This is a genomic window from Parathalassolituus penaei (assembly GCF_026626885.1).
GTDB classification, from domain to species: domain Bacteria; phylum Pseudomonadota; class Gammaproteobacteria; order Pseudomonadales; family Oceanobacteraceae; genus Oceanobacter; species Oceanobacter penaei.
Genome location: NZ_JAPNOA010000029.1, coordinates 126227 through 152269, shown reverse-complemented (window position 1 = coordinate 152269; position 26043 = coordinate 126227). Strand labels below are relative to the sequence as shown.

At 53.6% G+C, this 26043-nt stretch carries 25 protein-coding genes and 1 tRNA gene; 11 read left to right on the top strand and 15 right to left on the bottom strand.

All coding sequences use genetic code 11. The features are described 5' to 3' along the window. The first annotated feature begins 5 nt into the window (after positions 1-5). From ppc to OUO13_RS12030, 5 genes are all read left to right on the top strand, one after another. The gene (ppc, locus tag OUO13_RS12050; RefSeq protein ID WP_283174139.1) at positions 6-2645 is read left to right on the top strand and encodes a phosphoenolpyruvate carboxylase; all 2640 of its coding nucleotides are present in this window, start codon (positions 6-8) and stop codon (positions 2643-2645) included. A gap of 259 nt (positions 2646-2904) precedes the next feature. Then, on the top strand, positions 2905-3558 hold the full coding sequence (adk, locus tag OUO13_RS12045; protein WP_283174138.1) for an adenylate kinase: 654 nt from the start codon (positions 2905-2907) through the stop codon (positions 3556-3558). Positions 3559-3663: 105 nt separating this feature from the next. Beyond that, positions 3664-4371: a tRNA (adenosine(37)-N6)-threonylcarbamoyltransferase complex dimerization subunit type 1 TsaB gene (gene tsaB, locus OUO13_RS12040; protein WP_283174137.1), complete on the top strand. Its 708-nt coding sequence runs from the start codon at positions 3664-3666 to the stop codon at positions 4369-4371. A 10-nt stretch (positions 4372-4381) separates the two neighbouring features. Beyond that, on the top strand, positions 4382-5179 hold the full coding sequence (locus OUO13_RS12035) for an undecaprenyl-diphosphate phosphatase (protein WP_283174136.1): 798 nt from the start codon (positions 4382-4384) through the stop codon (positions 5177-5179). Positions 5180-5193: 14 nt separating this feature from the next. Beyond that, positions 5194-5970, top strand: a complete 777-nt coding sequence (locus OUO13_RS12030) for a class I SAM-dependent methyltransferase (RefSeq protein WP_283174295.1) — start codon at positions 5194-5196, stop codon at positions 5968-5970. A gap of 100 nt (positions 5971-6070) precedes the next feature. Here OUO13_RS12030 and plsB read toward each other — a convergent pair whose 3' ends face one another. Both plsB and OUO13_RS12020 read right to left on the bottom strand, forming a co-directional pair. Then, on the bottom strand, positions 6071-8560 hold the full coding sequence (plsB, locus tag OUO13_RS12025) for a glycerol-3-phosphate 1-O-acyltransferase PlsB (RefSeq protein WP_283174135.1): 2490 nt from the start codon (positions 8558-8560) through the stop codon (positions 6071-6073). Positions 8561-8670: 110 nt separating this feature from the next. Then, a complete protein-coding gene (locus OUO13_RS12020; RefSeq protein WP_283174134.1) occupies positions 8671-8916 on the bottom strand; it encodes a SlyX family protein in 246 nt (81 codons plus the stop codon). Positions 8917-9060: 144 nt separating this feature from the next. Between OUO13_RS12020 and OUO13_RS12015 the strand changes: the two genes are divergently transcribed. Further along, positions 9061-9504, top strand: a complete 444-nt coding sequence (locus OUO13_RS12015; protein WP_283174133.1) for a cold-shock protein — start codon at positions 9061-9063, stop codon at positions 9502-9504. Between the two features lie 285 nt (positions 9505-9789). Here the strand turns inward: OUO13_RS12015 and OUO13_RS12010 are convergent, their stop codons facing one another. Next, positions 9790-10671 (bottom strand): amidohydrolase family protein, encoded by an 882-nt coding sequence (locus OUO13_RS12010; RefSeq protein WP_283174132.1) that lies wholly within the window; start codon positions 10669-10671, stop codon positions 9790-9792. Positions 10672-11328: 657 nt separating this feature from the next. Here OUO13_RS12010 and OUO13_RS12005 point away from each other — a divergent pair. Together OUO13_RS12005 and OUO13_RS12000 are read left to right on the top strand one after the other, a co-directional pair. Further along, positions 11329-12627 carry a homoserine dehydrogenase gene (locus tag OUO13_RS12005; protein ID WP_283174131.1) on the top strand — a complete coding sequence of 433 codons (1299 nt, stop codon included), beginning with the start codon at positions 11329-11331 and terminating at the stop codon, positions 12625-12627. 202 nt (positions 12628-12829) lie between these two features. Beyond that, a complete protein-coding gene (locus OUO13_RS12000) occupies positions 12830-13324 on the top strand; it encodes an AlbA family DNA-binding domain-containing protein (RefSeq protein WP_283174130.1) in 495 nt (164 codons plus the stop codon). Between the two features lie 30 nt (positions 13325-13354). On the opposite strand, the gene OUO13_RS11995 is transcribed toward OUO13_RS12000, so the two are convergent. The 8 genes from OUO13_RS11995 to flgA all read right to left on the bottom strand — a co-directional run bounded on the left by OUO13_RS11995 (position 13355) and on the right by flgA (position 19854). After that, the gene (locus OUO13_RS11995) at positions 13355-14038 is read right to left on the bottom strand and encodes a response regulator (protein ID WP_283174129.1); all 684 of its coding nucleotides are present in this window, start codon (positions 14036-14038) and stop codon (positions 13355-13357) included. After that, positions 14035-15477 (bottom strand): sensor histidine kinase, encoded by a 1443-nt coding sequence (locus OUO13_RS11990; protein ID WP_283174128.1) that lies wholly within the window; start codon positions 15475-15477, stop codon positions 14035-14037. The genes OUO13_RS11995 and OUO13_RS11990 overlap by 4 nt, the downstream gene beginning before the upstream one ends. Positions 15478-15481: 4 nt before the next feature. Further along, positions 15482-16930 (bottom strand): TrkH family potassium uptake protein, encoded by a 1449-nt coding sequence (locus OUO13_RS11985; protein WP_283174127.1) that lies wholly within the window; start codon positions 16928-16930, stop codon positions 15482-15484. A gap of 368 nt (positions 16931-17298) precedes the next feature. Next, positions 17299-17374, bottom strand: a tRNA-Arg gene (locus OUO13_RS11980). A gap of 82 nt (positions 17375-17456) precedes the next feature. Beyond that, positions 17457-18197, bottom strand: a complete 741-nt coding sequence (locus OUO13_RS11975) for a flagellar brake protein (RefSeq protein WP_283174126.1) — start codon at positions 18195-18197, stop codon at positions 17457-17459. 3 nt (positions 18198-18200) lie between these two features. Further along, positions 18201-18683 (bottom strand): flagellar export chaperone FlgN, encoded by a 483-nt coding sequence (gene flgN / locus OUO13_RS11970; protein ID WP_283174125.1) that lies wholly within the window; start codon positions 18681-18683, stop codon positions 18201-18203. Positions 18684-18696: 13 nt separating this feature from the next. Then, positions 18697-19035 (bottom strand): flagellar biosynthesis anti-sigma factor FlgM, encoded by a 339-nt coding sequence (gene flgM, locus OUO13_RS11965; RefSeq protein WP_283174124.1) that lies wholly within the window; start codon positions 19033-19035, stop codon positions 18697-18699. A 117-nt stretch (positions 19036-19152) separates the two neighbouring features. Continuing rightward, positions 19153-19854, bottom strand: a complete 702-nt coding sequence (gene flgA, locus OUO13_RS11960; protein WP_283174123.1) for a flagellar basal body P-ring formation chaperone FlgA — start codon at positions 19852-19854, stop codon at positions 19153-19155. Between the two features lie 130 nt (positions 19855-19984). Between flgA and OUO13_RS11955 the strand changes: the two genes are divergently transcribed. From OUO13_RS11955 to OUO13_RS11945, 3 genes are all read left to right on the top strand, one after another. Next, a complete protein-coding gene (locus OUO13_RS11955; RefSeq protein ID WP_283174122.1) occupies positions 19985-20908 on the top strand; it encodes a chemotaxis protein CheV in 924 nt (307 codons plus the stop codon). Positions 20909-21000: 92 nt separating this feature from the next. Beyond that, complete coding sequence (locus OUO13_RS11950) at positions 21001-21822, top strand: CheR family methyltransferase (RefSeq protein ID WP_283174121.1); 822 nt, start codon at positions 21001-21003, stop codon at positions 21820-21822. A gap of 114 nt (positions 21823-21936) precedes the next feature. Continuing rightward, positions 21937-22068 carry a hypothetical protein gene (locus OUO13_RS11945; protein ID WP_283174120.1) on the top strand — a complete coding sequence of 44 codons (132 nt, stop codon included), beginning with the start codon at positions 21937-21939 and terminating at the stop codon, positions 22066-22068. A gap of 622 nt (positions 22069-22690) precedes the next feature. Here the strand turns inward: OUO13_RS11945 and OUO13_RS11940 are convergent. Genes OUO13_RS11940 through OUO13_RS11925 form a run of 4 tightly spaced genes read right to left on the bottom strand, consistent with a single transcriptional unit; the run spans position 22691 to position 25875 of the window. Further along, complete coding sequence (locus tag OUO13_RS11940; RefSeq protein WP_283174119.1) at positions 22691-23422, bottom strand: AzlC family ABC transporter permease; 732 nt, start codon at positions 23420-23422, stop codon at positions 22691-22693. A 3-nt stretch (positions 23423-23425) separates the two neighbouring features. Beyond that, positions 23426-24160: a 2OG-Fe dioxygenase family protein gene (locus OUO13_RS11935; RefSeq protein WP_283174118.1), complete on the bottom strand. Its 735-nt coding sequence runs from the start codon at positions 24158-24160 to the stop codon at positions 23426-23428. A gap of 14 nt (positions 24161-24174) precedes the next feature. Next, the gene (locus tag OUO13_RS11930; RefSeq protein ID WP_283174117.1) at positions 24175-25674 is read right to left on the bottom strand and encodes a radical SAM/SPASM domain-containing protein; all 1500 of its coding nucleotides are present in this window, start codon (positions 25672-25674) and stop codon (positions 24175-24177) included. A 57-nt stretch (positions 25675-25731) separates the two neighbouring features. Next, positions 25732-25875, bottom strand: a complete 144-nt coding sequence (locus tag OUO13_RS11925; protein WP_283174116.1) for a hypothetical protein — start codon at positions 25873-25875, stop codon at positions 25732-25734. Positions 25876-26043 lie beyond the last annotated feature (168 nt).

Here is a 26043-nt window from a genome sequence, read left to right as displayed (position 1 = left end):
GACGCATGAGTGAACTGGATGCCGTCCTGCGGGACAAGGTCAAGGTGCTTGGCACCCTGTTGGGCAATACCATCCGTACCAGTGAAGGTGAGGATGTACTGGCCAGTATTGAAACGATCCGCAAGCAGGCCAAAAAAGCCCGCAAAGGCGATCAGGCCGAACGTGAACGATTACTGGAGATTCTCACCAGTCTGCCGGAAGAGCGATTGTTGCCGGTGGTGCGTGGATTCAACCAGTTCCTGAACCTCGCCAATATTGCCGATCAGCAACACAGTGTCAGCTGGCGTCGCAGTGACGATATGGCCGGTGACATGGACAACATGTTCAGCAGCCTGCTCGACCGCTTGCTCAAGGCCGGAGTACCGTCCGAGGGGCTGGCGCAACGGGTGGCCGAACTTAATATCGAGCTGGTGCTGACCGCACACCCGACGGAAATCACCCGTCGTACCCTGATCCAGAAATACGATGAAATCGCGCGCCTATTGCAGCTGCGTGATGACCTGCATGAATCCCATCCGCAACGCCCGCAGATCGAGCAGCAGCTGTCTGGCTTGATCGAGGAAATCTGGCATACCAACGAAATTCGCAAAACCCGCCCGACCGCCGTGGATGAAGCCCGCTGGGGCTTTGCCGTGGTGGAAAACTCCTTGTGGCAGGCGGTTCCCAATCTGCTGCGCGACCTCAATGCCGAACTGCTGGAACGTGGTTGTTCCGCCCTGCCGCTGGATGCCGTGCCGGTGCGCTTCTCGTCCTGGATGGGGGGCGACCGTGATGGCAACCCCAATGTGACAGCACTGGTGACTCGTGAAGTACTGTATCTGGCGCGCTGGATGGCTGCTGACCTGTTCCTGCGCGACATTGAACAATTGGGCAGTCAGCTGTCGATGAGTGCTGCCAGTGCCGAATTGCGTAGCCGTTATGCGGAGAATCGCGGTGAACCTTATCGCGCTTGTATGCATGAATTGCGTTCGCGCCTGATGGCCACCAAACAATGGGCCTCGGCGCGTATTCGTGGTCAGGAAGGTTCCGGTAATCCTTTGTGTCACAACCACGAACTGTTTGAGCCGTTGGCGCTGTGTTACCGCAGCCTGCATGAGGTCGGTCTTGGATCAATAGCCGAGGGTCAATTGCTGGATACTCTGCGCCGGGTAGCCTGCTTTGGGCTGACGCTGGTGCGACTGGACGTGCGTCAGGAATCGACCCGTCACAGCAAGGTGTTGCAGGAAATCTGCGAATACTACGGCTGGGGTGATTATCTGTCATGGAGTGAGGACGACAAACAGGCGTTGTTGCTGCGCGAGCTGGCATCACGGCGGCCACTGGTGCCGCGGGATTGGCAGCCAACCGCAGAAACCCGTGAAGTGCTGGATACCATGGCGGTATTGGCCACCGAAGCCGGTGATGGCGTTTCCTGTTACATCATTTCCATGGCTGGCGAGCCCTCCGACATTTTGTCGGTGGCCCTGTTGTTACGTGATTCCGGTGTGCGTGATCACTTTCCGGTGGTGCCGCTGTTTGAAACCCTCAACGATCTTGAACAAAGCCGCGACCGTATGCAGCGCTTGTGGCAGATCGACTGGTATCGCCAGTACAGCGAGTGCCATCAGCAGGTGATGATCGGGTATTCCGATTCGTCCAAGGATGCCGGTCAGCTGGCAGCCGTCTGGGCGCAATATCAGGCCCAGGAGCGATTAACCCGCACTGCGGCAGAGGCCGGTATCAGTCTGACCCTGTTTCACGGCCGTGGTGGTACGGTCGGTCGCGGCGGCGGTCCGGCGCATCGTGCCATTCTGGCCCAGCCGCCCGGTTCGGTAGCCGGTGGTTTGCGGGTGACCGAGCAGGGCGAAATGATTCGCTTCAAGTTCGGTTTGCCGGAAGTGGCCAAACGTAACCTGCAGGTTTACGTGGCGGCGGTGCTGGAAGCCAATCTGTTGCCGCCAGAACCAGCGCGGCCGCAATGGCGCGACATGATGAATCGGCTGGCCGAGCGTGGTGTGGCGTCCTATCGGGCGATGGTGCGTGATACCCCCGATTTCGTTCGGTATTTCCGCAGTGCCACGCCAGAGCAGGAGCTTGGGCGGCTGGCATTGGGATCGCGTCCGGCGCGTCGCAAGGCGGGTGGAGGAATTGAGACCCTGCGCGCCATTCCGTGGATTTTTGCGTGGACACAGATGCGTCTGATGTTGCCCGCCTGGCTTGGTTCTGACGAGGCATTGGCCGAGCAGATGCAGGCCAACGAGCAGGAGCAACTGAAAGCCATGTACCAGCAGTGGCCGTTCTTCCGAACCTACGTGGACATGTTGGAAATGGTGGTTTCCAAGGCGGATGCGGCCATTGCCCTGTATTACGAAAGCCGCCTGGTAGAGCCTGAATTGCAGATGCTGGGCAGCCAGCTGCGGCAACGGTTACAGCGTGTACAGGAGCTGGTGTTGTTGATTAACGGACAAAACAAGTTACTCGACAATCATCCGGTCCTCAGGTATTCAATGGCTGTTCGTGATCCGTATACCGATCCACTGCACTATTTGCAGGCCGAACTACTGTACCGTGAGCGTCAGCAACCCGAGATTGCCAGTCAGCTGGTAGAACAGGCACTGATGGTGACCATGGCCGGCATCGCCGCCGGCATGCGAAATACTGGCTGAAAACAAGCCGCCACGGGGGAGAACTACAGCAACATTGGCGAGAGTGTTGATGGGGGGTATGTATTGCTACGAGGGCACTACACCCCTTTGAAGGCTCCGGTATACCAAAGTCGGGCGTTCAGCGCCCGGCTTTTTGGTCAGAATAGATTGAGTAGAATGCGCCGCCAGAGTAAGGTAAGGCCTATTTTTTCCCTGGTTAAAAAATAAACAAAATTTAACCGGAAGGATTCCAATTCCATTAACCATGAGGGGTATGCGCATGCGCGTAATTCTGTTGGGCGCGCCAGGTGCCGGTAAGGGTACTCAGGCTCAATTCATTTGTGAGAAGTTCGCTATTCCACAAATTTCTACTGGCGACATGCTGCGTGCAGCGGTTAAAGCCGGTTCCGAGCTGGGTCTGAAAGTGAAAGAAATCATGGAAACCGGTGGTCTGGTTTCTGATGAGATCATCATCGGTCTGGTAAAAGAACGTATTCAGCAGGCTGACTGTGTAAACGGTTTCCTGTTTGACGGTTTCCCACGCACCATTCCACAAGCTGAAGCCATGCTGGAAGCTGGTGTTGATATCGACAACGTGGTTGAAATCCATGTTGAAGACGAAGAAATCGTACAGCGTCTGAGCGGCCGTCGTGTACATCCAGGCTCAGGCCGTGTGTACCACATTGTGTACAATCCACCAAAAGTGGAAGGCAAGGACGATGAAACCGGTGAAGACCTGGTTCAGCGTGACGACGACAAGGAAGCAACCATTCGCAAGCGTCTGGCCATTTACCATGAGCAGACTGAACCGCTGGTAGCGTTCTACAAGAACCTGGAACAGGCCGGTGGCGAAAAGGCTCCACGTTACAACCACATTGTAGGTGTAGGTTCCCTGGCGGAAATCACCGACCGTGTTATGACCGCTCTGGCCTGATCCAGCAGCTGAGTCCGGAAAAGGGCCCCAAGGGGCCTTTTTTTGTGCCCGTCGTTTGGTTGTCGGGTCTGGTATACTCGCCGTTTTTTGCACAGCGGCGGTTCCATGGCCACACTCCTTATTCTCGACGCATCCTCCACCTATTGTTCGGTTGCCCTGATTCGCGGCGACCAGACCTTTGAACTTACCGAACTGCAACCGCGCCGCCATGCCCAGCGTTTATTGCCAATGGTAGATGAGCTGCTGGCTGCCAATGGCGTTGCACGCCAGGAAGTTGAAGGCGTTGCGTTTGGTCGTGGCCCTGGTTCCTTTACCGGTATTCGTATCGCCATCAGCGTGGCTCAGGGGATTTCCCTCGGGCTCGATATTCCGGTGTATGGGTTTTCCAGTCTGCGTGTAGTGGCCCAGCAAGTCATGATGAGTTCATCTGCAACCCGTGTAATGGTGGTGATGGATGCTCATATGGGTGAAGTATTCTGGGGCGCGTTTGAGTTGCGAGATGGTCTGGCAATGGCGATTTCTGCCGAACAGGTAGGGTCTCCTGCGCGTTGTGCTGCTGATTTGTTGGCGTTTGACGGTGTGATTGCTGGCAACGGCATCAAGGTCGCGGGTGTTGTGGATGATCAGGTTCGTGTCCATGCAGAAGCGGTTCTCGACGATGTTGAGCCTTTGGCTGGTTTCGCTGCACCACTGGTCTGCAGTGCCTGGATGCTGGGGAAATTCGCTGGTGCCGACCAATACGCACCGGTATATTTGCGCGACTCTGTGGCCTGGAAAAAACTGGATGAGCAGCCAAGCCTGTTAAAACGCTAAAGGAGTCATCGTGGGTATTTTTGAAACTGTTGTACTGGCGTTGCTGCAAGGCATCACCGAATTTTTGCCGATTTCCAGCTCGGCGCATCTTATTCTTCCTTCACAAATGTTCGGCTGGCCTGACCAGGGCCTGGCGTTCGATGTGGCCGTGCACTTTGGTACCTTGCTGGCGGTAGTGGCCTACTTCCGCAAGGATCTGCAAAACATGATCGTGGGCTGGTTAACCACCGGTTTTACCCGTACTCCCAACGACGATGCCCGCTTGTCCTGGATGGTGGCGATTGCCACGGTTCCGGCAGTGGTATTTGGTCTGCTGGGTGAACACTTCATTGAAGACAACCTGCGTTCGACCGCGGTGATTGCAACCACCACTATTATCTTCGGTATTGTGCTGGGGCTGTCGGACCGGGCAACGGTGCGTCACAACAATCTGGCGCAAATGACCCTGACGCTGGCGCTGGTGATCGGTTTTGCCCAGGCCATGGCCCTGATTCCGGGGACTTCCCGTTCCGGTATCACCATGACAGCGGCGCTGTTCCTGGGTTTTAACCGTGTTGATTCCGCACGTTTTTCTTTCCTGCTGTCGGTACCACTGATTCTGGCTGCAGCTGGTTTGAAAACTCTGGAGCTGCTGCAGAACATGGACGGTGTTGACTGGTCGATGCTGTTCCTCGGGCTGGCAGTTTCAGGTATCAGTGCCTGGCTGGTGATCTCCTTCTTCCTGGAGTTTATTGGTCGTATCGGCATGCTGCCGTTTGTAATTTATCGCCTGTTCCTGGGTGTGGTTCTGTTTGCGTTTTTTGTCTGATGTCGATGCCAGTAATGGTTTGTTTGAGTGAGCGCCTGCAGTCGCAGGCGCTGGAGTATGCCCGGCTCTGGGGCTTGCAGAATGTGGATGCAGACTGGCTGGAGCAGCCGGGTTTTCATTTGTGTCTGGATGATTCCGGCCTGTATTTGCAGGAAGGTGCCGGTGGCAAGGCACAAGTGCAGGTGGATTTCTGTGCCGGTGCGACGGCCCATCGCCGCCAGTTTGGTGGTGGAATGGGGCAGGATATTGCCAAGGCGGTGGGTATTACCGGGGCTTATAAACCGTCGGTGATTGATGCCACGGCCGGTCTTGGCCGCGACACCTTTGTGCTGGCGAGTCTGGGCTGTCGGGTTGATGCGCATGAGCGTCAGCCGGTGGTTGCCGCCTTGCTGGCGGATGGTTTGCGTCGGGCAGAAGCAGACCCGGAAGTGGGTGAAATTGTGGCCCGTATCCGTCTGCATTTTGGCAGCAGTCATGATCTTCTGGTGCCAGCGGCAACCATCGCCGAGCAGCCGGATGTGGTCTATCTGGACCCGATGTTTGGGGATGATGCCAAGGGTTCGGCGCAGGTGAAAAAGGATATGCAGGCGTTTCGCCAGCTGGTGGGCGCTGATATGGATGCCGATGACCTGCTGCAGCGGGCGCTGGATTGTGCACGCTGTCGCGTGGTGGTCAAACGTGGCCGCAAGGCTGCGCCTCTGGCCAATCGCAAACCATCGTACCAGTTGCTGGGTAAATCCAGCCGCTTTGATGTTTACAGCAAGGCCAAAGTTGAAGCGTTGGTCGAGTAAGTGCTGCTGCAGGCACCGTTGTGCTGGGCTATCTCTTGAATAATCAGGGGTAACCGTTATGGTTGCCCCTTTTTATTTCCGGTTTTTCTATTTCGCTCTTCTATTCATCCTGGCGTTTGGCCAGCACCTGACAGGCCAGTTCCTGACAGCTGCGGCGGATGCTCAGGCGAATATCACCATCCAGCAGGCTTTCAAGCTGTTCCAGCAGCTCGCCGATACGTGTATTGGCGCAGATCCAGTCGTTGTGGTCCTGATACAGATATTCCTGCTCGAGCAGCAAGGCTGTTAACTGCTGGAACAGGCCGGTATCGGCAAACTCCTGCTCGTCCAGTCCGTACAGCAGAGAAAGGCGTTTACCCAGCAGGGCAGACTGTTGTTGCAATTCATCCTGCGGATAACAGCATGGCTCGCTGGCCAGTGCTGCAACCAGGTAATAACGCTGCAAGCTCGGCATCAGCAGGCGTGCCAGTAGTTCAAGACCGGCATAGGCTTCGCTGCGGTCATCGACGGCCCGATAGAAGGGTGGCTGGTCGGTTTCCAGGCGGATATACCCCTGCTGCTGCAGAACGTTCAGCCAGTATTGGCAGACGTCATCCAGCTGTTCGGTTGCCCATGGTAGAAACAACTCAGCCTTGATCAGTGGATACAGGGTTCTGATCAGTTGTTGCAGGTTATGCAGGGATTGTGGCTGGTGGTGGCGCAGCAGGCAGCAGAGCAGGGCAGGAAATGCCAGCAGGTGCAGAACGTTATTGCGGCAGTAAGCCAGGCTGGCAGCCTGACGTTCGTTCAGGTGTAACAGGTCTCCCAGCGGGTGACTGAGGCGGGTGACATGGCCCAGCTGTTCGTTGTGTTGCAACCACTCGTGGCTGTTGCCTTCGCAGACCACCACCAGTTCGCCGGGTGGGTGTAGTCGTAACAGGCGGGCGAGGTCATCCAGGCGTGCCAGTAAGCTGCGTTCCGATAAGACCCGTCGCGGACTGCTGAGCAGTACCAGCGCCATCATATTGACCGGGTTGATGCTGGCGGCGGCATTAATGCCGGTCGCGATCTCCCGAGCCAGGCGGCGGGTGACGGCCGGGGCCCATTCCGGGCGGAAGTTATGACGAGCGTGGTCTTCATCGCGCCAGCCAGGGTGTTCCTGATTCAGCAGGGCCGTCAGGTGAATTGGCTTGCCAAAGGTCACCTGCACTTTACCAAAATCATGGCGCAGGGATTTCAGGCTGCTGATCAGGCCGCTCAGGCTTTCCTTGCGTTTTCGCAAACCGCTAAGCTCACGCTGGTAGCTGCCTGCTTCGAAGATTTTTTCATAACCGATGTAGATCGGCATAAAGATCACCGGGCGACGTGAATCACGCAAATAGCTGCGCACACTCATGGCCAGCATCCCGGCTTTGGGTTGCAAGGTGCGACCACTGCGACTACGGCCACCTTCGACAAAATATTCAATCGCATGGCCGCGACACAGTAGCGTGTGCAGATATTCATCCAGCACCGCGGCATACAGGCGGTTGTCCCGGAACGAGCGGCGCATAAAAAACGCGCCACTGCGGCGTAGTATGGAACCCACAATTGGCAGATCGAGGTTAATACCCGCCGCGATTTGCGGAATTTGCAGGCCGTTGTGATAAAGCACGTACGACAACAACAGGTAGTCGATATGACTGCGGTGGCACGGCACGTACACGATGGTGTTATCGCGGGCGATCAGTTTCAGGTTTTCGATATTGTGGATACCCACACCGTCGTACAGACGGTTCCAGACCCGTGCCAGCAGCATGTCCATAAAGCGCACGGTGGTGTAGGAAATATTGGAGGCTATTTCATCGGCGTATTTCAGGGCTTCACGGCGTAATGACTGCCGATTGCCACCGGCTTGCTGCTGGGCGTGGATTTCGGCTTGCACCAGCGGGCGGTTGGGCAGGTTGCCAATCAGGGTACGGCGATGGGACAGGTCAGGTCCCAGCACAGTGGCAGCGACCTGCCGAAAGTGAATACGTAATACCAGCGCTGCTTTGCGGGCTAACTGCTCAGGTGTTTTACAGCCAGTGGCCAGGCGTTGCAGTGACAAAGGGCGGCTGAAATGCACAAAGGTGTTGCGGCCGTTGACCACAATTGCCGCCAGCGTTAACAGGCGTCCACCAAGAATGCCGCTGTTTTGCAGCCAGATGCGCAGGAATGAGTCTTCCTTGTCGGGCTGGCGTCCCCAGAATACGCGGGTGGGCAGAATCTCGATATCCTGTTCGGGATGCTCAAACTGGTAACGGGCGGCGGCGAGCAGGTTGTCACTGTTTTCCGGTTGGCCGCGGCGATGGAATGGTCGTCCGCTGCGGCGGTACACCGCAAAAAACGGATTGAGTACCCGTTCAGGATCGGTGGCCATTTCGGCCGGAGAGGGCAGGCCCAGCTGACGAGTTTCGCGGTCGGCAACCAGATATTCAGCATGTGAAGCGTACAGAAATGCGTACACACGCAAGGGATTGGGGTCGGTAAAGGTCTGTGCGGGGCCAATGCGGCGGGTTTTCAGCAGGCTGTATAACCAGCCTTGTTGCCAGCGAAACAGGCGCAAGCGCCAGTTTGAAAACAGACTCATCCGTATCTCCTGCAACAGGTGTGTTGATCAACCGTCAGTTCGAGCTTGCCCGAGCCATATGAACAGCAGAAGTCTGCCACCGGGCATATGTCCCGCTGGCGTGTGATACCTCAGTAGTGTGGCGGTGGTGGTTCATCACCCGCCATGCGGTCTGTACCCGAGTGTTGGGCCAGTTGTTCAAGGCGGCGGTTCATCAATTGCATAGCCTGGTGCGCCATCACAAAATCCTGCGATAATCGGGCAATTTCACTGTTTAATGTGTCAATTGTATCCTCCAGAAACGTAATTCTGGTTTCCAGCTCATCGATACGTGACTGAGCTCGTGCAAGATCACCGTCTTGGGTGGTATTGTTCATCTTCAGCATCCTGTCCAGGCTCAAAGTAGCGTGGGTATCATGTTGATTTTTTTAGGTATTTACGTTTTGATTCAAACGGGTCGGATATTGGCCCCGTATTCGCACAATGTCACTACAGGTATAACAATGGTCCGGAAAATAATTTTGTCCGCACTGGCTGCGATTGCGGTTGCGATTTCAGAGCTGGTTTCTTTTAGCGTTCTGACCAGCGAACTGCAACCTGCGGATGGCGCCTTGCTGCGTGATACCGGTGTTTCTTCACTGATGGTGATGATTCAGGCGGTAGTTGCATTTGTTTCTACCCTGGCAATCCAGTTGCTGGGTGGTGAGCGCAAGCGTAGCCGTTCATCAGGCACCGTGGTGGAAGAAGACACTGAAGACGGCCGCGAACGCGGTGTGGTCAAGTGGTTCAACGTCAAGAAGGGCTTTGGCTTCATCACCTGGGATAACGGCGAAGATGTATTTGTCCATTTCCGTTCGATTCGTGGACAAGGGCATCGTTCACTGGCGGAAGGTCAGCGTGTGAAGTTCAGTGTGGTGCGTGGTGATAAAGGGCCACAAGCCGAGGACGTATCAGCGGTACGCTGATGCAGGAAGCAAGAACCAGCCGTCATGCCGACTGGTAATAATCTTCTGACGCTGATTGATTGTGAAAAATCCAGAGTTCAAATGAACTCTGGATTTTTTGTTGGCTCTGTTGAAATCGTCAAAGCAGTTTTGTCGTTTCTGTAAATCAGAACCGGCATCAGTTTTTCCCAAAGGACCCTCTGAATAACTCGATGCAGCACCGCGTAGAGCTGTGCAGAGTTATTCAGAGGGTTCATAAAACAAACAGCAAGTTTGTTTTGGTCTGACAGCTGTACAGCCTCAGGATTACTTGCGGTAACCCAAAATCTTCGCCGCGTTTTCTTTCATGATCAGCGGACGAACTTCGTCTTTGATGCCGATTTTTTCGAAGTCAGAAATCCAGCGGTCCGGAGTGATTACCGGCCAGTCAGAGCCGAACAGCATCTTGTGTTTCAGAATGCTGTTGGCGTACTGGATGAAAATTGGCTGGAAGTACTTTGGAGACCAGCCAGACATATCGATGTAAACGTTCGGCTTGTGGGTCGCAACCGACAGCTGTTCGTCCAGCCATGGGAACGCCGGGTGAGCAGCAATGATCGGAGTGTCCGGGAAGTCAGCGGCCACGTCATCCAGATACATCGGGTTGGAGTACTTCAGGCGCATGTTCATGCCGCCGTGGGAACCTGCACCAACACCAGTCTGGCCGGTGTGGAACAACATCACCGCACCTTCTTCGGCAATGGCTTCATACAGCACATAAGCCGAACGATCGTTAGGGTAGAAGCCCTGCATGGTTGGGTGAAACTTGAAGCCTTTTACGCCAAACTCACGTACCAGACGACGGGCTTCACGGGCACCCACACGGCCTTTGGCCGGATCAATAGAGGCAAACGGAATCAGGATGTCGTTGTTGTCGGCACAGATACGCGCCACTTCTTCGTTTTCGTAGCGTTTGAAGCCGGTTTCACGCTCGGCATCGACCGGGAAAATCACCGCTGCGATTTTGCGCTCACGGTAGTAGGCCGCGGTTTCTTCAACGGTTGGCAGCATGTTGTGGCCAGCCGGATTCTTGAAGTACTTGGCGAAATCGGATTGGAACTCGTAATAACCGTCATCGCGGTGACAGGTGCAGGGCTCTTCTGCATGGGTGTGGAAGTCGATCGCGATGATGTCATCAATATTGATCATGGAGAGATCCCCGGTGTTATGGCTGTTCTTATTAAGTAACGGGCAAACGTCAGCTGAGGTGCAGATTTGAACAGAAATAATGCACTGCTGCTACAATTGTTTTGCTATACAACAGTTTTGTTTTTACCACGCAAAGCCAGTGCTGTTCAATGATCTTGTCAATTGGGATGCCAGGCCGCGTGGATTGCAGTGGGAAATCATACTGCGGCAGGCTGCCGCCATTGCGGTAAACGACGCCATCCAGTAGCCTTGGGCGCTTTGTCTGTCGGGGCAGAAAGCGTGCAGATGATGCCATGCAGAAGGTCTGCAAGGGTAGCGGAAAACGGGTTGACAGATTTCGGCATAATCCCTCCGACGCACGACCAGAGTCGCGTTTTACCTGATCACAGAGGTCAAGAATCGCCCTGACTATGGTACATTTGTGTTTTGCTGCAACGGTCACCTGAGTGGTTAGCGTTAGCCGCGTGAATTCTGAATCGTTCCTGCTAAACAGGGCGGTGAAGTCTGTCCGCCACGAGCGGGTGGATGTCAGGCTGGTTGATTCGCCCTCACCTTGCCTGACCTGTAAAACGGAGCCCTATTCTGGTTCCGGAATCGTGTCTGCTGATCCCGGCAACGGATTACCAGACCATTTTTATATTCTCAGAGGAGACGACCTTGAAACCGGTAAAAGTAGGTATCTGTGGTTTAGGTACAGTCGGCGGCGGCACTTTCAACGTGCTGGCCACCAATGCGCAAAACATCGCACGCCGGGCGGGTCGCGAGATTATTGTCGAGCAGGTAGCGGCGCGCAGCCTGAACCCTGCCTGTGATACCAGCAACACCAAGGTCACGGATGATGTCTTCGCTGTAGCCACCAACCCGGACGTTGACGTCATCGTCGAACTGATCGGTGGTTATGATGTTGCCAAGAAACTGGTTCTGACTGCCATTGAAAACGGCAAACACGTTGTGACGGCCAACAAGGCCCTGATTGCGGTTCACGGTGACGAGATCTTTGCTGCTGCAGAAGCCAAAGGTGTTTCCGTGATGTACGAAGCGGCCGTTGCTGGCGGTATTCCGATCATCAAGGCGATCCGTGAAGGTCTGGCTGCTAACCGTATCAACTGGCTGGCCGGTATCATCAACGGCACTGGTAACTTCATCCTGACTGAAATGCGCGACAAGGGTCGTGATTTCTACGACGTGCTGAAAGAAGCCCAGGAGCTGGGTTACGCCGAAGCCGATCCAACCTTCGACGTGGAAGGTATTGATGCCGCCCACAAGCTGACCATCCTGTCCTCTATTGCTTACGGCATCCCGCTGCAGTTTGAGCGTTGCTACACCGAAGGCATCAGCAAGATCACCCGTGAAGACGTGGAGTTCGCTGAGGAACTGGGTTACCGCATCAAGCATCTGGGCGTGAGCCGTCAGACTGAAAAAGGTATCGACCTGCGCGTTCACCCGACCCTGATTCCGGAAGCACGTCCAATCGCCAAGGTTGACGGTGTTCTGAACGCGGTTATGGTAAACGGCAACGCCGTTGGCAACACTCTGTACGTCGGAGCTGGCGCTGGTGCTGGTCCAACTGCCTCTGCTGTGGTTGCCGACCTGGTCGACCTGGCTCGCACCATGGATGCTGACGCGTCTGTTCGTGTGAACCACCTGGCTTTCGACAAGATCGAAGACGTTCAGGTACTGCCAATCGAAGAAGTGGAAACTGCCTACTACCTGCGTATTCAGGTACAGGACAAGGCTGGTGTTCTGGCGTCTGTTGCGACCATTCTGAGTGAGCGTGGTATCAACATCGAAGCCATCATCCAGAAAGAGCCAAAAGAAGGCGAAGAGCTGGCACAGATCATTCTGCTGACTCACCGCATTCAGGAAAAGAACATGAACGCAGCGATCGCGGCCATTGAAGGCCTCGACAGCACTGTGGGTAGTGTTACCCGCATTCGTGTTGAACAACTGGCCTGATTCCCTGTAATCACGGGTGGTAAGCGATTACCACCTGGCCATTAAAAAAATCCGGGTTACCGCAAGGTGCCCGGATTTTTTTATGTCGCTCGTTCGGCCTGTAGATATTTTCTAACGAAAGTTAGACAGGTTGAGGGCAAAAGTAGGCAAGCGCCTGTGGATTGGTCATACTCGATAGCATACTCACTGATCGAAGCCGCTCATGACCCTGATTGAAACGCTTGAGGATATTCGAGCCCTGCGTGAAAACCGCGAGGTGGAGTGCAAACTGGCGCAGGGCCGCGATGGCCTCGGTGCCTTGCCGGAAGATATCTGGGAAACCTACAGCGCGTTTGCCAACACCGACGGTGGCGACATCTTTTTAGGCTTGCGGGAGTTGGCGGACGAAACCTACGAGCTGGCAGGTATTCATTACCCGGAACGGGTCATTGCGGAATTTCTGGAAGGTTTGCAGGAGCCTGGTCGGGTCAGCTGCAATATCATGTGCCAATCATTTTGCCGGGTAATAACCCTGGATGGGAAAAACCTGGTGCATATTCACGTCCCTGCGGCCAGCCTGCAACAACGTCCTGTGTATATTGGTGGAAATCCCCTGACAGGCACTTATAGACGCGAGAACTCCTGGGATGTACGTCTTGATGCCGACAGCGTACGTTCATGGCTCGCACATCACGACGACTCGGCTTGTGGCTGTTGATAACACCGGCTGCCGGGAAAAATAACTCGATCATTCTGCAATAAACCGGTAACCGACACCGGCCTCCGTTTCGATATAACGCGGACTGGTAGGGTCATCGCCAATCTTGTTGCGAATCTGGCGAATGTAGATCCGCAGATAATGTGAATCATCGAGATGGTCAGAACCCCAGAATTTGCGCAGCAAATATTGCTGGGTCAGCATCTGACCGGGGTGCTGGATAAACTCCAGCAGCAGCTCGTATTCCCGTGGTGACAAGCGGATACGCTCGCCGTTGAGGCTGACCGTGCGCGAGACAAAATCAATCCGCAAATGACCGTCATCCCAGCTGGCTGCTGGTGCTTCGCGGTTGCTGCTGCGGGTGCGCAGCACGGCGCGGATGCGCGCCAGCAATTCTTTCACACCAAACGGCTTCTCGACGTAATCGTTACAGCCGTTATCCAGTGCCAGCACTTTCTCGCGCTCGCTGTTACGTACCGACAGCACAATCACCGGGGTTTCACTGAACTCGCGGATTTCCCGCAACACATCCTGACCGTCCATATCGGGTAAACCGAGATCGAGAATAATCAGGTCGGGTTGTTCCAGCGCCGACAGCTGAATACCGCCGCGGCCAGTATCGGCTTCAATGATTTCATAACCCTGGGATTCCAGACTGATGTTCAGAAAGCGCCGGATTTGCGGTTCGTCATCAATAACCAGAATACGGATCATATTACTTCCCCTTCCGGAGCCAGACGCTCCAGCGGCAAGGTCAGACGGAAACAGGTGCCGGTATCCGGGCTACTGAACAATACCGAGGCCTGGCCACCGTGGGCACCCAGAATACTCTGGCAAATGGTCAGGCCGAGGCCGGTGCCACCGGTCTGATGGTCACCCTGGGCGAGCGTGAAAAACATATCAAACACCTGTTTCCACTGTTCTTCGGGCATGCCGGGGCCAGAGTCGGTGATATCAATCAGCAGCTTGTCGTTTTGCTGGTGGGCATCAATACGGATGCTTTTGCCGGATGGGGTATAACGCACAGCGTTTTCGAGGACGTTAAACACCGCCTGTTCGACCAGAGCGGCGTGTACGTACAGCAGCGGCAGGTCTTCGGCGATATGGGTTTCGATATGCTGGTCGTTCAGCAGTGGCTTCAGGCGGCGCAATGACACACTGACGATTTCGTCGATACCGGCCCAGTCGCGTTCCAGCTTCAGCTCGCCCTGGCCTATGCGGGTCATATCCAGCAGCTTCTGGATATAACGGTCGAGGCGACGGGCTTCGGTCAGGGTATTGGTCAGCAGTTCGTCCTGTTGTTCGGCGGTCAGGCTGCCGCGTAAATCACGCAAGCTGCTGACCGAGCCGATCATGGTGGCCAGTGGGGTACGCAGGTCATGGGAAATCGACGATAACAGCGCCGAACGCAGCTGCTCGCGTTCCTTGATGATGGTTTCCTGTTGCAGGTTGCCCAGCAGCTGAACCCGGCTCAGGGCCAGACGTAACAGCTCCAGAGTGGCATCCAGATGGGTCATGATCCAGTCCGGTTGCTGTTTCAGGAACACCAGGCTGAACCCTTCGGTATTACCATCCTTGTCCTGAATCGCAAGGCTGATGCGGTCGTGGCTGTGATGCACACATGGGGCGCCATCACGAGACGCCACTGTCATACCACCCAGTGACTCAATCCGGAAATAACCGGCAGCGACCAAGGGACGTGAATGGACCGCAAAGGTGTTGAACAGATCACGAGTGGTGACGCAGCCTGCCAGAGCTTGTGCCAGCGCCATTTGCTGGCGAGTCCAGTGCATGCTGTTTTCCAGTACCTGTACCTTCTGGCGCAATCCAGCGGCGAGGTGGCCGGTGAGCACGGCAACCAGCACCAGAATCGAGGCGGTCAGCACGTCCTCCTGGTGCAGGATAAACAGGGTGTAACGTGGGGTGGTAAAAAAGAAGTTGAACGCCAGAAACGACACAACTGCTGCCAGCAAGGCCGGACCGGTTGCTGTAGTGAAGGCCGTCAGCAACACGCCAGCCAGATAAAACATGGCAAAACTGGCATCGGGCAACAGATGGTCAAAGGTCTGGCAAATCAGTGTGACTAATAGTGGCAAGGCAAGCGCAATCAGCCACTGGTGTACGACGGTTGAGCGGGGTTCACGTACCGGCAAGGTCTTAACCTCTCCAGAAAATCGGAGTAAACAGCACCATCAGGGTCAGCATTTCCAGACGCCCCAGAATCATGGCAAAACTCAGCAGCCACTTGCCGCTGTCGGGTACTGTTGCGAAGTTACCGGCGGGACCAATCACATCCCCCAAACCCGGGCCGACGTTGGTCAGAGCGGTGGCGGCACCGGTCAGAGCGGTCACAAAATCGAGGCCAATCAACACCAGCAGAAAAGTGGTAACGGTCAGTACCAGGAAAAACAGGAACGAAAACGCCACTGCCGATCCCATGATGTCGTCGGTGATCGGTTTGCCATTGTAACGGGCTGAGAATACGCCGTTCGGGTGCACCAGTTTCTGCATTTGTTCGCGCAGGAACAACCACGACAGCTGGAAGCGGAAAATCTTCATACCACCACTGGTCGAGCCAGAACAGGCACCGATAAAGGTCACAAAGAAGAACATGGCAACTGCGAACATACCCCACTGGGTGTAGTCCTGCGATGCAAAGCCGGTCGTGGTAATCACCGAAACGATATTAAACGCGTTGTGGGTCAGGATTGAGTAGAACGACTCATCACTGATGGTCATACGCTGCAGTGTCAGTGCTGCCACCAGACCAACCACAATCACCAGAAACGCTACCACTTGCTCATCTTTCAAGGCCGCCAGACGGCGGCTGTGCAGAAAGCGGATATACAGGGTGAATGGCAGGCCGCCGAGAATCATAAAGAAGGTTGAGATCCACAGGATATCGAGGCTGAAACGCCCCATGGAGCTGTCGTCTGTAGCAAAACCACCAGTGGAAACCGTTGCCATGGCATGGTTGATGGCATCAAACGGCGTCATACCAGCCAGCCAATAACTGGCAGAACAGAGAATGGTCAGGCCCAGATACACCACCAGCAGACCCCGTGCCATGGCCTGGAAACGCGGCATGGATTTGTCTGACCAGTCTGAAGACTCGGTCTGGAACAGGCGCATACCACCTACGCGCAGGAACGGCAGAATGGTGATGGCCATACCGATCACACCAAAACCGCCAATCCATTGCAGCATCGAGCGCCACAACAGAATCGACGGCGGCGTTTGTGCCAGATGATTCAGTACCGTTGAACCAGTGGTGGTAATCCCCGAGACGGCTTCGAATACCGCATCCGCCAGTGACATCGGATGGCTGACCAACATAAAAGGGGCGGCGCTGAAAAACGAAAGTGACAACCAGCTAAGGCCGGTTAACAAATACAGCTGACGGGCATTGAGCGAAAACGGTGGGGCATAACCCGGTGCCATCATCACCACACCACAGGCGGCAACAATTCCGGAAGCGACAAAAAACGCGTTGTGCTCCTGATCACCTGAGTACAGGGAATACAGAGCGGGAATAATGAGAAATCCGGCCATCACCCATGCGACGATCCCACAAACAAACAGAACCGGACGAAACAACTTGTACACTGGACATCACTCCTGTTGTGGGCTCTCGGGTGGAGATGAGCAGTTCGGGTATTGTCGTCAGGATGGGTGTAAAAATTCGAGATGGCAGCCACGCCATTTGCGTAAAAAAGCCGTAAAGAGAATTTTTGAGCCTGCAACGATCCCTGATGCAGCATCAGATAAGAAGCGTGCCGCCACAATACAGGGGTTAGAGGCGGAGCAAAAGACACACCAATGGAACATGCCGATAACAGGACGTAGCGGACAATGGTGCAATCATGGGCTGATCATGAAAACATTCCGCGTGTAACACTGGAGTACATGGAATCCAGTATTCATGGGCTTTGTAGCGGTTTTAGTGGTCAGTAAAGACGGGAAAAAAGAAGATATGGCCTCCCCACCGGGACTCGAACCCAGATCGCCCGCTTAGGAGGCGGGTGCTCTATCCTGTTGAGCTATAGAGAGACAGGGCGCGGATTGTAATGCCTGTTGAGGCTGCTGTCAGCCCGTTTTGCCGATTGTCGCTATAGCATTGACCGGTAGCAGGTCAGGTCTGGTTTTCTTCGCGCAAACGTTTGCGTTCACGTTCTTCCCACTGGAAGTCGGTAATCAGTTTTCGAATGTAGCGTTGGGCGTCACTGGAAATCAGCGTAAACACAAATCCCACCATGGTATCGCCATGTTCATTCAGCAACAGGTGGCGGGCTTCCAGATCACAATCCATATGATGATCTTCGTTGAAGTGGATACTGGCTCCCGGAAAACACGTGCCGGGCTGGAGCTGGTATTGCAGATTACCACTGAATCGCGCCTTGAAGCCGTTTTCAGACAAATCGAGCAATTGACCAAACAGGCGTTTGTCGAGGTCTGGCAGTGGCAGGCTCAGTTGCAGGCGGTGCGCGGCGGGTACTTCAACCCGATAGGAGCTGCGGCGCTGGCGGTAGGTGACTTCGCTGGGAAACTCGGCACGATACTGGTGTTCACCCGGCTGGAAACGCAAACGGCCGTCGGCTCGAAAGCCGATATAAATTCCCTGGTGGTCACTATCGATACGAAAACGATGACCCTGGCGGATCAGCTGGTTGCCGTCGTCGGGGATCACTTCGGTCATAAAGAAGCTGCGACTGCGGAAATCGGTGTTGACCAGTTCGGCATGGTATTGCTGTTCACTGCCATCGATCTGTACCGTCACAGACTCTTGCATCAGCACCAGTTTGCGCAGGGCACCATAGATGTCCTCCGGAGATTGCAGCAGGCAATCCGGCTGTTCAGTCTCGTTGTCTGTCATGTATCAGGCCTGTAAATAACCGCGCGATGATGATTGGCTATTGGTTGATCCTTTTGAATTGTAGATCAGCGTTGACTGTGGTGTGCCTCGCAACAGGCGTAGTCGTTGTTGTACGCGGCGGCGTGCAGTCAGTACCAGTTCATTCATTTGTTCCGAGCAGGCCCGGTTGTGGCGGTATTGGGTGGCCAGTTGTTGCCATAGTTGGCAAATGTTGTCCGCTTCGCGAATAGACGGATGTTGCAGGAAGTGTTCGGCCAGCGGCAGCTGGTGTTCACTCATCCAGGTCAGGCGTTCGTTGGCCAGACCATTCATTTTCTGGAGCAGTGCCGATTTACGGCGGCAATCCTGTTCTAGGGCAACCAGATCCTGTTGGCGCAGGTGTTCACGTTCCTGATCAAGCTGCTGTTGCAGCAGGCGTCCCAGAGCCAGTTCATTTAGCAGCAGGTTGGCAAGCTGGTTGAGGTCAGACAAGGCGATAGTGATCATGAGGGCCCCGTTATCAGTTCAGGCGACCCTCGAAATCCAGCATTTTTCCTGCCAGCTTTTCATAATCGATCTTGTATTCGCCATTGGCGATGGCGGAACGTATGCGTTCAACGGTGGCGTCGTTCACTTCCGGCATCTGTCCAATCTCGGCTTCAATTTGCTGGATACTTTTGCTGCTGGCGCTCAGTTTGACCTGATCGCTATAACCACCGCCAGCAGACTCTGTACTTCTGGTTGTGGTGTTGTCCGGGCTGTCGGTAGTGACCGCTGCGGTTTCCTTGCGGGGGCGGCTGTTGTCGACGCCTCCGGTCAGTTTGTTTATGTTCATGGTGAAATCTCCGAACCAGTGCATAGGTTACACTCCTGCCTTGTTGGTATCGGCCATTTATTGCTGACCTTTAGCGAAAATGTCTGAATGTTGCGATGATCGTTTTTCGTGCTACCCGCGCGCGCTGAGAGTTAGTAGCGGTTAGCGAATTTCAACTTCACCACTAGCGACCACGATGGCATTAACGGTTTTGCCGGACTGGCTGTTCCTGACCCGGATACGTTCACCAATCCGGCCATCCTGCTGGGCGGTGCCATCGGTTTCGAGGTGGATAACAGCTTTTCGAAGCACAATCCGTACCTTGTCTCCACGAGCCACCGCCATTGGTTGTTGGATCTGGTCGGGACTGAGCACGGTTCCCGCGCGCAGCGTGCGTTTTGCCGTTTGTCCGATGATGTCTTCCGGGGTCGTGAAGAAGCCCTGATTAAGTTCGCCGACATCCTGGCGTATCCAGTTAACGGCTTCCGGTGTCAGGGGTTCGCCGTTATTCAGGGCGCGCGTCAGAACGGCGACGTTGCGAAAGTTGTGTAACTGAATAGCGATATTCTGTTGCCACCAGGGATCGCTGCAGCGAATTTCGATGCTATTGCGTCCTGGTTGTAACGGTTTGAGCAGGTTAATGGCGGTTGGCTGACGGCAGTCGGGCAGGCTTAACTGATTACTGACGCCGGGGAAGCTGATATTGGCATCTGTGTCGGGTCCGGTGATGTTGGCCCAGTCGCTCAGTAACTGTTGACGAATGTCCTCCTGCCAGTCGGCATGGGCGTTGGCGAGCACCAGTAACAGGCTGGCGGGCAGGCCAATCAGCAGTACTGAAAATTTCCGTGCATTTGTCCTGTGCATGTTCGGGTTCTCTACTATGCTCTTATCAGACTGATGTTGAACGTCATGATTCTGGCGATCAGTTGGCTTTTGCAGGTCTCATAAGGGTATCGAGCAAAGGTTGTGCCGGGTCAATCAGCAGGAGTTTGTTATGGCCGGTGTGTTGGATGCGGTAAATCAGCGAACGCAGCTGGTCGGCGAGAACCGTCTGGAGCTGTTGCTGTTCCGTGTGAACGGGCAGCAGATCTACGGTATCAACGTCTTCAAGGTGAAGGAGGTTCTCCAGTGCCCGAAGATGACGATCTTGCCAGGCAGCAATCCGGTTGTTCGGGGGGTGGCGCATATCCGTTCGGGGACAATCCCGATTATGGATATGAGTCTGGCCACGGGGAATACCGGGCTTAAAGACCTGAAGAATGCGTTTGTGATCATCACCGAGTACAACCTCAAAACCCAGGGTTTCCTTGTGGCAGGGGTTGAGCGCATCATTAATATGAATTGGGAAGATATTCATCCGCCACCAAAGGGAACTGGTCGCGAGCACTATCTCACAGCAGTAACCCAGGTAGACAAACAGCTGGTGGAAATCATCGACGTGGAGAAAATCCTCGCCGAGGTATCGCCAATAAACGAAGAGATCTCTGCAGGCCTGATTTCGCCCGAAATTCATAAGCGAGCTCAGTCTCACAAGGTGCTCATCGTTGACGATTCCAAGATTGCCCGTAAACAGATTATTCGTTGTCTGGAGAATATCGGTGTTGAGGTAGTGGCGCTGGAAGATGGCCGACAGGCCTGGGAGCATCTTTATTCGATCGCAGATTCTGGTCGTCGTCTTCAGGACGAATACATGATGCTGATATCGGATATTGAGATGCCGGAGATGGATGGTTATACGCTGACTACCCGTATACGGGCAGATAGCCGTATGGCTGGTTTTCACGTGGTATTGCACTCGTCACTAAGTGGCGTGTTTAACAAAGCCATGGTGGAAAAGGTGGGAGCTGATGATTTTATCGCCAAATTTGATCCGGATGTTCTTGCGGGTCAGGTGTCGCGACAAATCGAATCGCTCTAGGACGCAGGCCCTTGTAGTGACGGTCATCCAGGTGATCGTCACTGCTTGGTTTACCTGAACAAGGTGGTATGCATTAGTAGTCGGAATCCATAATGACTCTCAAGATTACGGCCGAGGAATACAATCGCTTCCGTGACATGCTGGAACGCTCCAGTGGCATCACGTTGGGCGAAGGTAAGGAGTATCTGGTCAGCAGCCGTTTACGTCGGATGATGGATCAGAATGCTCTGCGAACCATCAGTGACCTGCTGCGTACGGTTGAAACCAACCGCAAGCTGCAGGAAGAAGTCATCGATGCCATGACCACTAACGAAACCCTGTGGTTTCGGGATGAGCATCCTTACCGGATTTTTCGTGAACGCCTGTTGCCTGAAATGGCCGCAACCCGGCGTCCACTGCGTATCTGGTCGGCGGCCTGTTCAACCGGGCAGGAACCCTATTCCCTGAGTATCGAAATCGAGGAATACCGCAAGCGTAATATGGGGTCTCTGATGTCGGGTGAGCGGATTCTCGCTACCGATATTTCGCCCAGTTCGCTGGCGATTGCCCGTGAAGGCACGTATCAGCAACTGGCGATCCGTCGCGGTATGAGCGACCAGCATCTGAAAAGCTATTTTCACCAGCTCGACAGCGATCGCTGGCAGATCGATCAGAAGATCAAGGCGCGGGTGGAATTCCGTTCGCAGAATTTGCAGCAGAATTTTTCCGGGCTCGGCAAGTTCGACATTATTTTCTGTCGCAACGTGCTGATCTATTTTTCGGCAGATCTGAAATACGACATTCTCAAACGTATGCATGCCTGTCTGAATCCCAAAGGGTACTTACTGTTGGGGGCCTCCGAGAGTCTGAATAATCTCGGTGAGTACTTTGATATGGTGCAGTGTTTCCCCGGTATTATTTATCGGGCCCGATAGCTGTCTGGCTGGTAGCCGGTTTATTACCAGCCTGCGGCTTTTTCTGTTATCCCCCCGTTGTGTCAGTGGTCAGGTGCCAAAGGCCCCGCCAACTTCTTTTACTCCACGAACTATATGATTGACGTCAGCAAAAACATCATCGTCGATGTTGAAGCTACGCCGAGCACTATTGCGCTTGAAGTTCGGGCGACCAAAACGATGCTGGATCGTATCTCCGACACCCACAAGCTAAAACACGAAAGTTGATGGCTTCTACAACCTATCACGCCTGCACTCTGGTCTGGGTTATCTCAGCCCGCTAGAGTACGAGACGAAGAATGGATAGCACGAAAGTGTCCGCAACAGCGGGGCAATATCAAAACTGGCTCGGGTCTTCCAGGTCGATCAATTCTTGCGTATCAGCACGAACAGCAATTCGCATACGAAATCTATTACTTGTATGTATGCCTTGAGGGAGTTTAATGGCAGGCGACAGAGGAAACCAAGGTTACCCGGCCAGCTGGAACAATACATCCTCTCGAAGGTGTGAGGCGTTGCTGTGCCTTGAACACAAGGTGGACTTACTTTCGACTACCAAGTCGAAAGTAAGTAGTACGTAAAACAGCCTCCAAACACGCCTGCAAATAGTCCCCCAATATTTAAATAGGCCAGCAGAACAGTGATCGCCAAGGACGCCAGAGCAGGCTCGGGTGATACCTGCATCTCTTGCAAAAATATATACGTAATAAAATTCAAGAAAACAGCCAGTGGTAGAATATTCTCCATCCACTTGGATAGCTTCGTAGGGAACTGGATATTACATAGCACTGGAATCACTCTAACTAGCAAGCTTGTTGCAAATAAGGCCGCGATCGCAGTTATTGAGCCATCATTCATATTTTTTCCACTTGTCCAAAATGATAGCTGTAATGAGTACGCTCGGAATCCAGAAATAGGTTGGTCCTAACCACTCATAACTCGCAGTGGCCAATATCAAGCAGGCTGCAATCATCATCGATTTATGAAAATAGACACCAGACACCCGCATCTTTATTTGGGTTACAGACAGGTAGACCAACACGACACTGGCAGGAAACCCAAGGTGGATATCACTACTTAACCACGCGCCAGGAATTGCTTGTGCAAGCAGAGCGCCGATGACACCAGATACTACCCAGAAAACAAAAATGGTCAGCCTAATGACCAGTGTTTCTAGGACTGTATCGCTGGTTCTTTCGGTAGCATAGGCTTCATCACCAAGCATATGTGACACAAACATTCTGGGTAGTACTGTTCTAGGTAAACGTTTGGTCGTTGTGAAGGCGATCGGAAAGTAACGACTGTTAATCGATGCACATATCAGGAGCATGGTTAGAAAGCTGGCATCTGTATCTGCTAGCGGTAGCAAAGCGAACTGGCCACTTCCGGTAAACCCTAGAAAACCAGCGGCCAGAACTTCAAGCAGGCTCCAGTTTGCACGATACGCTAGCACGCCAAAAAGCATGCTTACTGGGATAATAGCAATCGCAGAAGGGAGAACCCTGAGGAAGGCCCGTCGGGTTGACGGCACCTTCCTGCTAGGTCTGTCTTTATCGATTTCAAGACTGGGGAGGTTGCTCATGAATCAAACCAGTGAGGCGCGTTCGTGAGCTGGCCCATAGGCCCGATATTGCCAACGGTTGATCTCAATGACCCAGATGTCCCGGTGGCCTTCAGTGCCAACTTCAGGTTCGATGTTGGTTGCATAATGGATGAAACGCTCATCATCAATCAGAATGGCTTGGTTTTCATCTAATGTTGTTTGATACAAGACATCACCAGTTAATGGATCTATCACCTGAGTTTCACCACCTTTTACATTATGCCTCTTCGCAATGGCAATCACGCTGAATTCGTGGCCGTCTCGGTGAGGACCTTCTGGCACAGTGACACCCTTAAACTCGGTGTTTGCAATAACCCGGATCTGATTGACGTTAATCTGAAACATGTCATCGAGAGTAACAGGCAGCTGATTTAGCACCGCAGCAACCAAAGCAGTCGGATCACCGATGATTTGTTCTCGGTGACGAGCTACTCCGCCTGCTTCCGCCAGCCTGATGTAGTCCGCTGATTGCACGTATTTGCGTTTTGGGAGCGGGGCGAAAAACCATTCCCCTTCTTCCCAATATGCAAAGTACTGGGTCAACCGAATCTTCCGGAGCCTGCCCAGGCTATGCATATCCCGAGGCATCTCACCGAAAGAATCCAACAGATCCTGGGATACTTCGGGCATGTCGATCACACAGTAACCATTTTCCAGATAGTCTTTGTTGGCACTGTTCTCAAAAGAGATTTTGGGCGCGAGAGCTGTAGCTGTCATGTCGTAGTCCTTCCTTAGGCTGGTTTAAGATCAAAGGTGGCAATTTCGTAGGGCTGAATTGCTTCAATGTGCTTTCTGGTAATACCTCGATAGAAGTCGCAAGCTGATTCATCTACGGTATTGATGGAGCCATATTTCTTTTCAAGCGGCCCCAGGCAGAGTCCACCGCAAAAACCCTCGATCTCACAGCCGCGGCAATATTCAGGGTTTTCTTGGCGTAGCATCGCGTGATCCAAATAGGGCTGTTCATTCAGAATCTTGGTTTCATCCCGAATGTCGCCCAGTAATGTTGAACCAGCCTTACAGGCGAATACTGAGCCATTAGGTTCGATGCTGAACTGAGCCCCTTTCGCCGAGCAATTTTTGAATCCTCGGTAACTGACCGTGTCGAATCCCAGCATTACCTGAAATATCTGATGCCAGTAGCCAGTTAAAACCACACCGTTTTTTCGCCCGTACTGAACAACATTCCAAAGACGATCAACGATATTGTCGGCACCGTACTCAGAGTAAAAAGTGGGGGCGAAGTCGACAACCACGCCAATTTCCTTGGCGCCAACGTCGACAGCTAAATCAACGATACCTTCGTTGAAATCATCCCACGTGGCGGATGTTAAGGCGGAGTTTAGGGCTACCCGATTGTTGTATTGCTGAAGTTTTCGAAGGCCTTGCATGACCACGGGCATACTATCGTCCCCGTTTTTCAGCGGTCGGCTGGGGCTGTTCGGTGAGTCCACGCTTACGCAGACAGCCACTTCGTATTCACTGAACGTTTTGGATACTTCGTCGGTGATTAAGGAGCCATTGGTCACTGTCGAATAGTGAATGATCATGTCATCCTTTTCTCCGCGACCAAATCGTTCCAAAACAGCCTTGATGGTGCGCCAGTTCAACATCGGTTCACCGCCAAAAAATTGAACCATGACCTCTCGGATGCCTTCGGAGCGTGCGACCTTTAATGCAGACTCCACATATGCAACACCATCTTCCGGTTTCATGGAGCGATTTTTGGGGCTGTATTGGTGCTCAAACCGCTCTTTGGAGGCATACATGGAGTCTTCAATGTTTACCTTAATGCTGTCCTTCGCGATGATCCTGGATTCTTCGACCTTGGTAATTTCGTCATCAACAGACATCTCTTTGCCCTGGACACCTTCGAAACAATAGGTGCACCCGAAGTTACAGGCATTGGCCAGAATCAGCTGGATGATATTGACTTTCTTATCGATTGGCGGAGTAGCCTTCTTCGGCTGAGGCGATGAGTTCTCTACCAGGATACGTCGAGCAATCAGCTGCTGGATCAGCTCCTCTTCTCGAGTATTTGCCTGTCCCTGAAGCACATGCTCCGGCACTGTTTTGTTCTTTTTAAAGGACTGCAGAACCTCTTGGCCTGCATCGTCCAAAAAAAACAATCCTCCCAGTAGACGGTGGTAAGTTGCAGTTCTACCACCAACTCGTTGCTGGATCGTATTTTTTGATAAGCTAAATTTTTTGGTTTCTACTGCAGTAACCACAGAGCAGCCCCCATCTTTAAGGTGTATAAACGGCCACCCAATAGGGTGGCCTGGTTATTACTTGGTCAATGAGGTTGCGAGCTGTACACCTTCCAGACCCAGGGTGCCACCAACAGTGCCACCAACGGTTCCGCCAACAGTGCCACCAACGGTTCCGCCAACAGTGCCTGCGACTGGGTTAACTTTGCTTTCAAATTTCATAACTAAGTCCCTATTAAGAATTTTAGATTGGAAGCCGGCTCTTGCTATCAAGAAGGTCTGACTTCACCCGAACTCCAGACATGCAGCCAAATCACTCAAAGGAGCGTTGGAGCCTGTTCAAGAGTCCGAAATGAGTCTAAAAGTCGAGTCGATGACGGGTCTTGTATG

Coding starts and splice junctions, on each gene's coding strand:
- plsB (WP_283174135.1), bottom strand. CDS start 8,560: ATGAGTCTGTTTTCAAACTGGCGCTTGCGCCTGTTTCGCTGGCAACAA.
- OUO13_RS11955 (WP_283174122.1), top strand. CDS start 19,985: ATGGCCGGTGTGTTGGATGCGGTAAATCAGCGAACGCAGCTGGTCGGC.
- OUO13_RS11940 (WP_283174119.1), bottom strand. CDS start 23,422: ATGAGCAACCTCCCCAGTCTTGAAATCGATAAAGACAGACCTAGCAGG.
- OUO13_RS12010 (WP_283174132.1), bottom strand. CDS start 10,671: ATGATCAATATTGATGACATCATCGCGATCGACTTCCACACCCATGCA.
- OUO13_RS11935 (WP_283174118.1), bottom strand. CDS start 24,160: ATGACAGCTACAGCTCTCGCGCCCAAAATCTCTTTTGAGAACAGTGCC.
- OUO13_RS11995 (WP_283174129.1), bottom strand. CDS start 14,038: ATGATCCGTATTCTGGTTATTGATGACGAACCGCAAATCCGGCGCTTT.
- OUO13_RS11945 (WP_283174120.1), top strand. CDS start 21,937: ATGATTGACGTCAGCAAAAACATCATCGTCGATGTTGAAGCTACGCCG.
- flgM (WP_283174124.1), bottom strand. CDS start 19,035: ATGCACTGGTTCGGAGATTTCACCATGAACATAAACAAACTGACCGGA.
- OUO13_RS11975 (WP_283174126.1), bottom strand. CDS start 18,197: ATGACAGACAACGAGACTGAACAGCCGGATTGCCTGCTGCAATCTCCG.
- OUO13_RS12000 (WP_283174130.1), top strand. CDS start 12,830: ATGACCCTGATTGAAACGCTTGAGGATATTCGAGCCCTGCGTGAAAAC.
- adk (WP_283174138.1), top strand. CDS start 2,905: ATGCGCGTAATTCTGTTGGGCGCGCCAGGTGCCGGTAAGGGTACTCAG.
- flgA (WP_283174123.1), bottom strand. CDS start 19,854: ATGCACAGGACAAATGCACGGAAATTTTCAGTACTGCTGATTGGCCTG.
- tsaB (WP_283174137.1), top strand. CDS start 3,664: ATGGCCACACTCCTTATTCTCGACGCATCCTCCACCTATTGTTCGGTT.
- OUO13_RS12020 (WP_283174134.1), bottom strand. CDS start 8,916: ATGAACAATACCACCCAAGACGGTGATCTTGCACGAGCTCAGTCACGT.
- flgN (WP_283174125.1), bottom strand. CDS start 18,683: ATGATCACTATCGCCTTGTCTGACCTCAACCAGCTTGCCAACCTGCTG.
- OUO13_RS11950 (WP_283174121.1), top strand. CDS start 21,001: ATGACTCTCAAGATTACGGCCGAGGAATACAATCGCTTCCGTGACATG.
- OUO13_RS12030 (WP_283174295.1), top strand. CDS start 5,194: ATGGTTTGTTTGAGTGAGCGCCTGCAGTCGCAGGCGCTGGAGTATGCC.
- OUO13_RS11925 (WP_283174116.1), bottom strand. CDS start 25,875: ATGAAATTTGAAAGCAAAGTTAACCCAGTCGCAGGCACTGTTGGCGGA.
- ppc (WP_283174139.1), top strand. CDS start 6: ATGAGTGAACTGGATGCCGTCCTGCGGGACAAGGTCAAGGTGCTTGGC.